The 13,093-nt window shown below is 44.9% G+C and carries 8 protein-coding genes; 7 read left to right on the forward strand and 1 reads right to left on the reverse strand.

Annotated elements, in window-relative coordinates; translation table 11 throughout:
- Nucleotides 1-125: 125 nt before the first annotated feature.
- The 7 genes from B0I27_RS07160 to B0I27_RS07190 all read left to right on the forward strand — a co-directional run bounded on the left by B0I27_RS07160 (nt 126) and on the right by B0I27_RS07190 (nt 12,108).
- Nucleotides 126-3,320 carry a SusC/RagA family TonB-linked outer membrane protein gene (locus B0I27_RS07160; RefSeq protein WP_106292531.1) on the forward strand — a complete coding sequence of 1,065 codons (3,195 nt, stop codon included), beginning with the start codon at nt 126-128 and terminating at the stop codon, nt 3,318-3,320.
- Between the two features lie 17 nt (nt 3,321-3,337).
- Nucleotides 3,338-4,918 carry a RagB/SusD family nutrient uptake outer membrane protein gene (locus B0I27_RS07165; protein ID WP_106292532.1) on the forward strand — a complete coding sequence of 527 codons (1,581 nt, stop codon included), beginning with the start codon at nt 3,338-3,340 and terminating at the stop codon, nt 4,916-4,918.
- Nucleotides 4,919-4,948: 30 nt separating this feature from the next.
- Entirely contained in the window at nt 4,949-6,016 is a 1,068-nt protein-coding gene (locus B0I27_RS07170; protein ID WP_106292533.1) for an IPT/TIG domain-containing protein, read from the forward strand.
- 53 nt (nt 6,017-6,069) lie between these two features.
- The gene (locus tag B0I27_RS07175) at nt 6,070-7,386 is read left to right on the forward strand and encodes a glycoside hydrolase 5 family protein (protein ID WP_106292534.1); all 1,317 of its coding nucleotides are present in this window, start codon (nt 6,070-6,072) and stop codon (nt 7,384-7,386) included.
- A gap of 62 nt (nt 7,387-7,448) precedes the next feature.
- Nucleotides 7,449-9,632 (forward strand): glycoside hydrolase family 3 N-terminal domain-containing protein, encoded by a 2,184-nt coding sequence (locus B0I27_RS07180; RefSeq protein ID WP_245925453.1) that lies wholly within the window; start codon nt 7,449-7,451, stop codon nt 9,630-9,632.
- On the forward strand, nt 9,632-10,864 hold the full coding sequence (locus B0I27_RS07185; RefSeq protein ID WP_106292536.1) for a glycoside hydrolase family 26 protein: 1,233 nt from the start codon (nt 9,632-9,634) through the stop codon (nt 10,862-10,864). The genes B0I27_RS07180 and B0I27_RS07185 overlap by 1 nt, the downstream gene beginning before the upstream one ends.
- A 5-nt stretch (nt 10,865-10,869) precedes the next feature.
- Nucleotides 10,870-12,108, forward strand: coding sequence for a glycoside hydrolase family 27 protein (locus tag B0I27_RS07190; protein WP_106292537.1), 1,239 nt, complete (start codon nt 10,870-10,872; stop codon nt 12,106-12,108).
- A 7-nt stretch (nt 12,109-12,115) separates the two neighbouring features.
- On the opposite strand, the gene B0I27_RS07195 is transcribed toward B0I27_RS07190, so the two are convergent.
- Nucleotides 12,116-12,988, reverse strand: a complete 873-nt coding sequence (locus B0I27_RS07195) for an AraC family transcriptional regulator (protein ID WP_106292538.1) — start codon at nt 12,986-12,988, stop codon at nt 12,116-12,118.
- Nucleotides 12,989-13,093 lie beyond the last annotated feature (105 nt).

Here is a 13,093-nt window from a genome sequence, read left to right on the forward strand (position 1 = left end):
TTTTTTGCCTGGCTTAGCTGATAAGTTGCCACACAGATAATAATGAGGTATTTATAGCTAAAATAATATTATCATTTAATCGCCTTTGCATATACTTTTGGTAAACTAACTAATTATAGATTGCCATGCAAAAAGTTATACAAAGAGCAATTTTGCTATTATTTGTGATTTCAGGCTTCTGTCTAAACACATTTGCTCAACCCCCATCCCGGGTAGTCAGGGGTGTCGTGACAGACGAAGCGGGAGCAACACTACCGGGAGCCTCCGTATCGGTCAAAGACTTTCGGGCTGCAACTACTACCAATAGCAAGGGCCAGTATTCTATTACTGTGCCAGAGGGCGGCCAGATCCTCGTTTTTTCTTTCATAGGGATGAATCCCCAGGAAGCCCGTGTAGGAAATCGTACGACGGTGAATATTAAGCTAGCTGACGCTAATACGAATCTCAATGAGGTTGTTGTTGTGGGTTACGGATCCATCAGAAAATCTGACGTTACTTCTTCAATCGCTTCTGTCGGGGAGAAGGACATCAAAAACCTTCCCGTTGCGGGTCTTGACCAGGCCTTGCAGGGTAAGGTATCGGGCGTTACCATTACCAGCAACGGTGGACAGCCAGGAGGTGGAGTATCCGTTCGGATCCGTGGGATAACATCTGTCAATGGGGTGGAACCACTGTATGTAGTAGACGGTATTCCCATTCTCACATCAACCAGTAGTATTGCTCAGGATCAGCTGGGCGGTAAGGCAGGCCAATCTTCCCAAAGTATTTTGTCGACCCTGAATCCGAACGATATTGAGTCTGTGGACATTCTGAAGGATGCTTCTGCACAGGCCATATATGGTTCTCTAGGCGGTAATGGCGTAATATTGATTACCACCAAGAAAGGAAAGGCGGGTCAAGGCAAGATTAGCTATGATACGTACTACGGTCTGCAGAACGTTCCACAAAAGCTGGACGTAATGAATTTGCGGCAGTATGCGGAGTACTATAATTCGTTGATTCCGGAGATACAGGCAGCTTCTCCCGGCAGCACGTTGAACCCGATCGGCGAGTTTGCGGATCCCTCGCTTCTTGGCGCTGGTACGGATTGGCAGGATGCTCTATTTAAGGAGGGCAGGATAAAGAACCATCAACTATCTTTTTCAGGAGGTAATGATAAGACGACTCATTACTTTTCTCTGAATTACTTTAACCAGGGAGGAACGATCCTGGGATCAGGCTTCGAAAGACTTTCTTCCCGGATCGCGATAGATCATCAGGTAAAGAGCTGGCTTAAAGCGGGTGTCAGTGCCAATATTTCGAGAAGTGATCAAAAGATTACGCTTACTGACGGAACGGAGACGCCGACGACGATTGTACTTTACAACAGTCCTGCTACTCCCATACGCGATGCTAGCGGCCAGTTCATTACAACAAGCTCTTTGGGTAACAATACATTTGGGAATGCAAACGGCAATCCAATTGCAACTGCCATGTTGCGCGATGTTGGTGCTGTTCAGAGTAAAGGCTTTGGAAACGTTTATGGAGAAGTGGGTTTTATGCGGTTTTTGAAGTATAGAAGTGAGATAAACTATGACTTTCAGTTATCGCAAAATCATGCATTTCAACCTAAAATATCAAATAGTACTACAGGGCAGACCATATTGTCGCCCAGTAAACTAAGAGAAGAGCGTAATAACAGTTATTACTGGGCGCTGCGTAACTACTTAACCTTTAATAACAGCTACGGTAAGCACTCTGTAAACGCCGTACTTGGCCACGAAGCACAGGCATCACATTACGATAATCAGTTTGTTTCAGCGACGGATCTGAAACAAAATATCATGTCGATCAACGCCGGTACCATACTTCCTTCAGGAACGAATGGGAATAAAGGAAACTGGAGTATGGAATCTTATTTCGGCAGGGCTAGTTATACATTTGATGGACGGTATTCCATCAGCGGATCGTTGAGGCGAGACGGAGCTTCAAGCTTCGGTCCGAATAAGCGGATCGGATATTTCTCTGCAGGATCTGCTGCATGGACGGTAACAAATGAGGCGTTTGCCAAAGATTGGAAATTTGTAAGTTATTTGAAGATCAGGGCAGGTGTGGGCTCGGTTGGAAACCAGAATTCTCCGGTTCAAAATGCGTACTCTACGAATATACGTTTGTTTAGCATCTCTCCATTCGGTGGGGGCGGCGTACCGGCTAATGTTGGTAATCCTAACCTGAGTTGGGAGTCCATTACCACCCAAAACGCCGGTATTGACGCAAGCTTTCTAAACAAAAATCTCGAAGTTACCGTCGATATATACAAGAAGACGACAACTGACATGATCTTGTCGACGACCTTGCCCGTATTCGCAGGTTTAGACCCTAACCCACCCGCGAACGCTTATAAAGACATTGAGCCGCCAGTTACAAACGCAGGCGAAATGACCAATAAAGGTGTAGATATCGGTATAACCAGTTATAATATTCAGAGTAAGGGCTTTAGTTGGAAGACAAATCTGATTTTTAGCAAGTATAAAAACAAATTGGTCAGCCTGAATTCTCAGAGCGCAATTTTAAGAGGTGCAGAGCAAGACTTTACATCTGCGTCTGTCGTGAATATTACGCAGGCGGGTGGTGCTGTCGGGACCTTCTATGGTTATGTAACCGACGGATTGTTCCGCAGCGAAGCAGAGCTAAACAACGGAACGGACTGGGGGATAGCAGTTGGTCCTACGGGAATATGGTTGGGCGATGTCAGATATAAAGACATCAGCGGGCCGGATGGTGTGCCGGATGGCAGTATTGGAAGTGAGGATGTAACCGTTATCGGAGATCCGAACCCTGACTTTACTTATGGATTGACAAATACCTTTCAATTCAAAGGGTTCGACTTTTCCTTTTTTCTACAGGGCGTTCAGGGCGGTAAAATCTACAACTGGACACGTAAGTATTCAGAGTCATTGTACGATCCATTCGTGAATCAACTTTCCTCAGTGCTGAACAGATACTCGGCGAGTAATGCAGATTCTGATATGCCACGTTTTGTTAACAGGTGGCATAGCAATAATACACGAAACTCAGACCGCTATATCGAAGATGGTTCGTATCTGCGAATTCAAAATATTTCGCTAGGCTACAATTTGCCGTCTAAATGGCTGCAGCCGGTAAAACTATCATCGGCAAGGGTATATTTCTCTGCGCAGAACGTTTACACTTTTACCAAGTATAGCGGGTATGATCCGGAAATAGGCTCTTTCAATAAGAGTGTGCTGACGCCGAATGTAGATAACGGACATTATCCCACACCACGAACCTTTACCATTGGCGCAAATGTGCAGTTCTAACTACAAAAACCTGAGAAATGAAAAGATATAAACTGAGCCTGATACTCCTAACCCTAGTGGTTTTGATATCCTGCAAAAAAGATTTTTTGAATCAACCGTCAGAAAATAATCCCACTCTGGAGACCTATTATAACACTCCGGAGGAAGTCTACGCTGCAACCGGATACCTTTATAATTCGGTTTGGTATGATTATAGTGATAAGGCGTTCCATTCAATCGGTGAAGCACTGAGCGGAAATATGCTAACGGAAACTGGTGTGAACTACGATGGAGGCAGTTTTAACAATTTTACTGTGCTAAGTACGGACGGTCTCGTCGCCAGTACATGGAGGTCTTTGTATAAAGTTGCTGGCACTGCTACAGTATTACTGAAGACATTCGAACAGAAGAAGGCAGCGACACCAAATGCTCCGCATCTGGATCTGGCAATCGCCGAATGTCGTTTTATCAGGGGGGCAGCCTATTTTTATATTACCCGGATTTTTAAAGACGTGCCGATCGTAGAGGACCCGGTTGTGCTGGCGGGATCAGGCGATTATAATATTCCCCGCTATCTACAGGCGGATGTACTTCGGTTTATACTGGAAGACTTCCAGTACGCAAAGGATAATCTGCCAGCTACACCTTACCAGGTCGGGCGCGTATCGAGTAATTCTGCAGCCGGTATGATGGCTAAAGTTTATTTATATCAAAAAGACTATGCAAATGCAAAGAAGTTTGCTGAAGAAGTAATAAATTCTGGCAAATACAGCCTGTATCCAGACTATGAAAAGATGTTTACCAGTTCAACCGCTAACAATAATCAGGAGTCGTTGTTTGCGCTTCAATGGATAGCCGAAGGCGGATATGGGTTTGCTAACGCGGTAAATTCTTATGCTGCACCATCAACGCTTTTAAAACCAGACTTCAATACAGGATACTCATCTGTGTATCCTACGATTGACATACTGAATTCTTACGCGCCTAATGACAAGAGAAGACAGTGGTCAAATATGGAACATGGTTTCACGAGAGCAGACTGGAAAAATGCCAACTTTCCGAATGGCTTCAAATACGATACTACGGGTACCGAGTATGAGACAATCACGACCTTGAGAAATGGAACGAGGGCGAACTCCCTGAAATATGTTGTGGGTACAGGTACGAATGGAGAGAAGCTTAGTGATAACGGTTCATCCGATATGTGTACGTATATTCTGAGATATGCGGATGTCCTTTTAATCTATGCTGAAGCCGTGCTGGGTGATGCCGCTTCAACTACCGACGGATCTGCACTTGCAGCCTTTAATCAGGTACACAACAGAAATGGCAACTTTGATAATGTTCCGGCGACAGTATTGACCAAGGATTTTATCCTTAAGGAAAGAAGGGCGGAGTTCGCCTATGAAGGTGATTATTGGTTTGATATCCAGAGACAAGGGTTTGCAAGAGCCAAGCAGATCATTGAAGACCAGGAAAGAGGTTCTTATACAGGAAGCGGCATAAGTAGCGTCAAAGCGAAATTATCTTCTGAAAGTCAGCTGTTTCTGCCAATTCCACAGTCAGAAACGGTATCTGATCCGCAGCTGCTGCAACCGGCGGTACCTTATTATAAATAATCATTTGAGAAGTCTGATAATAAATAGATTATGAAAAATTTCTTTAAAACATGCTTTTCCGTGACTTCGATATTGCTGGCCTTAACGGCAATGTCGTCATGCGAAAAGGAAGACAATGCCGGCAGCGAGGCATCCTCTAATCCTAGAGTGGATGTGATTGCTCCGGAAAAGGGTGCAAGCAATGAGGTGCTTACTATCACCGGTAGCGGAATAGGCGGAATAACCAGTATTATGTTTGAAGCGGACAGTGTTTCGGCGTCATTCAATCCGAACTTTAATACCGAAAATGCACTTATCTTCCGCATACCGGTAGATGCGGTTCCCGGTGAGCAGAATATCATTTTCCGAAACAGCAAAGGAGTTGAATTTAAGGCGTCGTTTAATGTGTTGGGCTTACCTACTGTACAGTCAGTTTCCAATTATAATTATTCTCCGGGTACAGAGATTATTATTAGCGGTAAAAACCTGGCAGATGTTTCCAAGGTGGTTCTTCAGGGTCAATCTCAGGAAGTTGAGGTTCTTGCCAAGACGACTACTTCTCTTACTTTAAAAATGCCTGCTACGGCTCTTGCGCAGTCTAAGCTTGACATTACGAATGAAGCCGGGACTATCACCACTACTCAGGAGTTTGTGAATGTCGCTAACGCATACCTGATCTTTACGGAAGATTATCAAAATGGCTTTGTAAACGGGTCATGGGGACCTGCGGAAGTGTCGTCTATTGTAGCAAAGTCGGGCACTAAATCCTTTAAAGTTACCTATGTAAAGGGCAATTGGAGCGCAAACGGATTTGCAAATTGGGATCCGGGAATTCCTTTCTCGCCGGATTATAAATTCTTGTCGTTCTGGGTTAAAGGTGGGGCAGAAACCCAGACATTCTATATCACTGGTGACCAACGGGCAGGCGGATACGGAAATTCAGACCGTACGGCTCCGATCGTTGTACCTGCTAATGAATGGACCTATTTCAAGATCAAGCTGTCTGATCTGGAGTTGTGGAAGAAAGGTGGCCCGTTCAAGCAACTTGGATTCTGGATACCGGGGCCAGATAACCAGGATGAAGTTTTATATTTCGACGATGTGATTTTTATTAAATAGTTGCCGTAGCGCCTGGTTAGCTTAGCCAGGCGTTACTTCTTCAAACCAGTACTATGAATTATAAACCAAGGATTTTTTCACTCATTTTTATGATGGCATTTGCTTTTTGTTCCACGGAAGCAAACGATGTGGGATTTGTATCCCGGAAGGGCCATCAATTTATACGTAAAAACAAGCCGTACTATTTTATCGGAGTCAATTACTGGTATGGTGGGCTGCTTGCCGCCGGAAAGGACAGTGCTCAGGGAAAAGAGAGGGTTAAACAAGAACTCGATTTTCTGAAGTCGCATGGTGTAAACAATCTTCGGGTACTCGCTGGTTCGGAGGGGTACGGATTAGTGAACGGAGTAGAGCGGCTTAGGCCCAGCTTGCAGCCGGAGCGGGGGGTGTTTAAGTCGGACATCCTGCAGGGACTTGACTATCTCCTTTATGAGATGGGCAAGAGGGACATGGTGGCTGTATTGTATCTCAGCAATAATTGGGAATGGAGCGGGGGATTTCTCCAATATCTAAACTGGAATAAGAAAATTTCTGATTCTACCATGCAAAGCAAAATGAGCTGGGACGGATTAAGAGACAATACCAGTATGTTTTACAGTTGCGAGCCCTGCAAACAGGATTACCTTAAACAGGTCGACTTTATCATGCGCCGCGTGAACAAGTATACAGGCCGCCCTTATATTCAGGATCCGGCGATAATGGCATGGCAGCTGGCCAACGAGCCACGGCCGATGCGTACGTCGGCAGTTGAGCACTATAGAGAATGGACTTCCTCGGTCGCATCGTATATTAAAACTAAGGACAGAAATCATCTCGTTACAATAGGGACTGAGGGAATTATGGGTACGGATGAATCATCTGAGTTATTTAGGGAGGTTCATACTCCTCCACAGGTAGATTATTTAACTGTTCATATCTGGCCAAAAAACTGGCAATGGTTTCAAGGCACAGATATAAATGCACAGGTAAAGGAAGTTATCAAAAGATCAGATGAATACATATCCAGGCATGTGAGCATAGCGCGCGAGCTCAAGAAGCCGATGGTTATCGAAGAATTTGGATTACCGAGAGACCAACATTTGTTTTCACCTTCTAGCGCAACCACCGCCAGGGATGAGTACTTTGAGAAAGTCTTTTCCTCCTTACGGAACAGTTATCACTATGGAGATGTTATCTCAGGCTGCAATATTTGGTCCTTCGGCGGCATAGCCAGGCCCAGGGAAGGTCAGCTGTTCTGGAAAGAAGGGGACGACTTCATGGGAGATCCACCTCAGGAAGAGCAGGGGCTAAATTCCATATTCGATAGCGATGGCAGTACATGGACGCTTATCAAATCGTTTGCAGATACACTTTCACCAAAAAAATCATGAAGAAGCACATTCTAGCAGTCTGCATGTTTGCGGCTGTTGTTACAGTAAAATCACAAGGCACTATGTCTCCTACAGTAATAGATAAAAACGTAAGTACTTTACTATCGAAAATGACGCTCGAAGAAAAGGTGGGACAGATGACGCAAATCAGCGTTGAAGCGTTTCTTAAAACCGCTAATGGAGTACCTGTTGAACCTCATGTATTTGATGAGGAAAAACTGAGAGATGCATTTCGGAAATATAAGATCGGTTCTCTGTTGAATGTTGGGGGGAATGCACAGACGCTAGCGCTGTGGCGAACGAGAATTGAGACTATCCAGAAACTAGCCTTACAAGAGCGGCTGAAGATACCGGTGTTGTATGGTATCGATGCTATTCGGGGAAATAATTATACTCTTGATGCCGTGCTTTTCCCTCAACAGATCGCTCAGGCAGCATCGTTCAACGTGGTGATGGCGGCGAGGGCTGCAGAAGTTGCAGCCTATGAAACCAGAGCGGCCTTTATTCCATGGAACTTCAGTCCGGTTCTCGATCTAGGCAGGCATCCGGCATGGCCGCGTATATGGGAAACTTATGGAGAAGATCCATATCTGGTAAAAGAAATGGGAAATGCGGTTATAAGGGGCTACGAAGGAAACTCTGCGATTATCGATCGCTACCATGTCGCTTCATGTTTAAAGCATTATATGGGATACAGTATGCCGTTAAGTGGTCATGACCGGACGCCGGCGTGGATACCTGAGCGAGAGTTGCGTGAATATTTCCTTCCACAATTTGCGTCAGCCATAAACCAGGGGGCAAGGACTGTAATGGTAAATAGCGGGGAGATCAATGGTGTGCCTGTCCATGCCAACAAGCACATATTGACGGATATACTGAAAGGCGAGCTCGGTTTCGAAGGCTTTGCAGTGAGCGACTGGCAGGATATTCAGTACCTGTATCAGCGGCACAAGGTTGCGGCCGATAATAAGGAGGCCGTAATGATTGCAATTAATGCGGGGATAGATATGAGTATGGTTCCGACAGATTTCACCTTCTGCGACGATCTGATCGCGCTGGTAAAGGAGGGTAAAGTAAGTATGAGCCGGATAGACGATGCGGTTGGACGAATATTAAAAGTTAAATACGAGACAGGTTTGTTTGATCAGCCGGTGGGAGATGCGAAAGATTATCCCCTATTTAATAGTAGAGAGCATAATAGACTGAATTACGAGCTGGCGGCTGAATGTATTACATTATTGAAAAATGATGATCATCTGCTTCCACTAAAAAAGGGTACAAAGATTCTTGTCGCAGGCCCTTCGGCTACCAGTATGAGCGCCTTAAATGGTGGGTGGGCGCGTAATTGGCAGGGAACGAATTCAAATGAAACCGAAAAAGGAAAAAATAACATTCTAAAGGCGATCAGTTCTGTATTCGGCCCGGAAAATGTAGTTTATTCTGCAGGCGCGACGTTTACCCAAGCAGCTGGCATAAAAGACGCCGTTAGCAAAGCGCCGTCAGCAGATGTGATCGTACTTTGTATAGGTGAGGATAGTTATACGGAAACTCCGGGAAATATCGACGGCCTGACAATATCAGCATCTCAAATTGAATTGGCTAAGGCACTCGCCGCTACAGGAAAGCCTGTTGTTTACGTCCTTACCGAAGGAAGGCCTCGTGTCATTTCTGAAATAGAACCGCTTAGTAAGGCGGTGCTGCAAACATACCTTTTAGGAAACGAGGGTGGGAATGTCGTAGCTGATGTGCTGGCGGGAGTCATTAATCCGAGTGGCAAACTTCCGTATACATACCCCAGATATACCAACAGCCTGACGAACTACTATCATAAGTATACCGAAAGCTTGGAATTTGATCCTGCCGCGGGTTATAACCCTCAATGGGAATTTGGCCATGGACTGAGTTATACATCCTTTGCCTATTCGGATCTTAAAATCAAGTCTTCCGAATTGAGAGTCGGGAGTCCTCTTACAATCAGCGTGACCGTGAAAAACACTGGGAAAGTTGTAGGAAGAGAAACGGCTTTGCTTTATGTGAGTGATCTGGTAGCTTCCATTACTCCGGAAGTGAAGCGGCTGCGTGGATTCCAAAAAGTTGAACTCAAGCCAGGCGAGGCGAGAGAGCTAACTTTTCGTATAACATCCGAAGAGCTTTCATTCATAAATAACGATTTGCGGAGAGTAACTGAACCTGGAGCCTTTAGGCTCTCCATAGGGGGATTACATGCTCCCTTTAATTTTCATTGATGTTTAGGGGGCGCGCTTTATACATTGCCGCTTTACTAGTTGCAGCTTCGGTTTCGGGCTCTTGCAAAAAGAGTAATGAGGACACGGAAGCTGTGACGCCTGTATCGCCGCTTCCAGAGAAGGATATTCCTTTGCTTGCGGAGGTCAGAACCCGGCTTACGGACAAGAATGCAACGGACGAGACTGTTGCCCTCTTCTATAAGCTAGGAGAGGTTGCAAAGACAAATATATTATTTGGACATCAGGATGCAACGAAAAGAGGGGTGGTTGGCGCGGGTACTCAGTGGGCTAACGAGCAGCAGTTTACAGGCGTATCAAATGAACAATCGGATGTTCGGACAGTGACAGGAGCTTACCCTGCTGTTTATGGATTCGATTTTCTGCATATTGCTAATTTCACAGATGGCAATTGGTTCGATTATGAACGTGATATTGCCAGAAAGTTGACGATCGAGGCTTATAACAGAGGTGGTGTGTGTACCTATGCCTGGCATTATGTTAACCCGGTGTCGAAGAAGGGTTTTTACTGGTCTGAGTCTCCTGTTTTGGCTGTTACCAGAATCCTTCCCGGAGGGAGTGATAATGCGACATTTAAGGCGTCACTGAAGACTATCGCAGATTATGCCAAAACATTGATTGGCGCAGATGCCAAGCTCGTACCGATAATTTTCAGGCCTTTCCATGAGATGGACGGAGATTGGTTTTGGTGGGGCAGAAGTCATTGCACACCTGCAGAATATCAGGCGCTTTACCGGTATACGGTCAGCTATCTGAGAGATGAGCTTAAGGTTCGTAATTTTCTTTACGCCTGGTCACCCGACCGTGGCTTCAGCAGCGAAGCGGATTATCTCATTTATTATCCGGGAGACGCTTATGTTGACTTGATTGGGATGGATAATTACGAAGATATGAAGTCGGTGAGCTCTGTATCAATAGCTGCCGGAAAGCTGAAGATCGTATCGGAAGTTGCTGTGAAGAAAAATAAAGTTGCGGCACTCACTGAAACCGGTTTAGCGAACATTACCCAATCCGGATGGTTCACACAAACTTTATTGAAGTCACTGACTTTAGAAAAGATTCGACTCTCGTATGTCCTGGTTTGGGCGAGCACCAAAGATACATATTGGACTCCCTATAGAGGTCACCCTGCAGAAGCTGACTTTCTGAAATTTAAAAATAACGCATACGTCTTATTTTCTGACAAGATGCCTACTATGTATTCACTCAAATAAAGAAGATGAAAAAGTTTTTTATTGCTATTTGTTTAGTTATTATTTCAGGGATGAATGCTGACGCCCAGGGGAATAACTATGTTCAGGATTATACGAAATTCGATGGCCTTGCACTAACTCCTCCTATGGGGTGGAACAGCTGGAACAAGTTCGCCTGTAATATCAACGAAAAGCTGATAATGGAAATAGCAGAAGTTATGGTATCCTCCGGAATGCGTGACGCGGGTTATGAATACATTAATCTGGATGATTGTTGGCACGGAGACAGGGATAGTCTCGGCTTTATTCACCCAGACCCCGAGCGCTTTCCGTCTGGAATGAAGGTACTTGCCGACTTTATACACTCGAAAGGGTTAAGAATGGGTCTTTATTCGGATGCCGGATCGCGGACTTGCGGAGGAAGGCCGGGGAGCCGGGGTTACGAATTTCAGGATGCGCTCACCTATGCTAACTGGGGTGTAGATTACCTGAAATACGATTGGTGCAATACGGAAGGGCTAAAAGCCGAGGGCGCCTACAAGACGATGGCAGCAGCACTTAAGAAAGCTGGTAGACCAATAATTCTTAGTATCTGCGAATGGGGAGACGATGAGCCCTGGAAATGGGGCCCGGCGGTTGGTCATCTCTGGCGCACAACCGGCGATATATTTAACTGCTTTGATTGTGTAGAAGATCATGGGACATGGAAGTCTTTTGGGGTTATGCAAATTCTGGACAGGCAAAAGGGCTTGCGACAGTATGCCGGACCTGGTCGCTGGAACGATCCGGATATGCTTGAAGTGGGCAATGGGATGCAAGAGAACGAAGATAGAGCGCATTTCAGCATGTGGGCGATGATCGCTGCTCCGCTCATTGCTGGTAATGATCTTCGTGCGATGACTAAGGAAACTATAGGTATACTGACCAATAAGGAAGTAATCGCTGTCAATCAAGACTCCCTGGGAATACAGGGATTTCAATACAGTGTCAAAGATAAGCTTGAAACCTGGTTTAAGCCTTTGAAGGATGGAAGCTGGGCGGTCTGCTTCCTGAACAGGAACGATAGTCCGCAGGAAGTAGACTTCGACTGGGCGAAAGAGGCTGTTCAGGATTCGCTGTCGAAGAGAGATCTTGATAACAGGGCAGGAGAGTATACAATTAGAAACCTTTGGACGAAAAAAGCATCTGGTACAACAGAAAAGCGGTTCAAGGCAACTGTTCCGTCGCATGACGTTGTCATGCTACGTTTGATCCGAAATATATAACCGGTTATTATATGAATATTCTATTTCCTGAGAAGCTTTCCCTGAACTCTTTAGGAGTACAGTTCTTTTTCTTTTTGAACAGGCGGTTGAAGTTAGAAATATTGTTGAAACCGCAATTGAATGAGATTTCCGCGATGGAGTGAGTGGTATCGATTAACAGTCTGGATGCGTGCCCTAGGCGTATTTCATTTAGAGTGTCTATATAGGTGCTTCCCGTTCTTTTTTTAATGAATCTGCTAAAGGATACTTCAGTCATGTTTACCAGCTTGGCAATCTCTTTCAGGCTGATCGGCTTGTCGTAATTGTTATTCAGATATTCAAAAGCTTTTTCGACCCTCCTGCTATTACTCGGCTGGTGCAAATTGCTGAACGAACTATCAGATAGTGTACGCATGTTTCTGGAAGAGGAAAGGTCATGTAGTATGCTGATGAGTTCCATTACTGAGTCAAACCCGTTTTTTTGGTTTAATGATAGTATTCGGGGGCTTATATTTTTTATAGTGTCAGCGGAAAAGGCAATGCCTTTCACTGACCGCTCAAGCATTTGTCTGATAAGACGAAGCTGATTTCGTTTTAGAAGCTTATCGTCGAAAAGATCTTTGTGCCATTGGATAGTTACTTCGGTAATTTCTTCACTTTCGCACTGGTGGGTGAACCAGGCATGGTTTAGATTTGATCCAACGAGTACAAGTTCGATGTCATCTATGACATCAATGTGGTCGCCGACGATACGCTTTGCGCCTTTAGCATTCAATATCAGATTTAACTCAAACTCCTCGTGAAAATGAAGAGGGAAGTTAAACTCTTTTTTTACACGGGAAAAGATCGTGAAGCAATCATTCGAGGTAAGGGGCGTAATTTCTTTTATTATCCCGTTCATGCGAGTCATTGTAAAGTTATTTGATAAAATAGTATTGAACTCCAATATACAGAAATTAGCCCGTTAATGAAGTTCGCAATATGCAAAACAGCTTTAGTTCACGTA

The organism is Arcticibacter pallidicorallinus (genome assembly GCF_003002875.1).
GTDB classification, from domain to species: Bacteria; Bacteroidota; Bacteroidia; order Sphingobacteriales; family Sphingobacteriaceae; genus Arcticibacter; species Arcticibacter pallidicorallinus.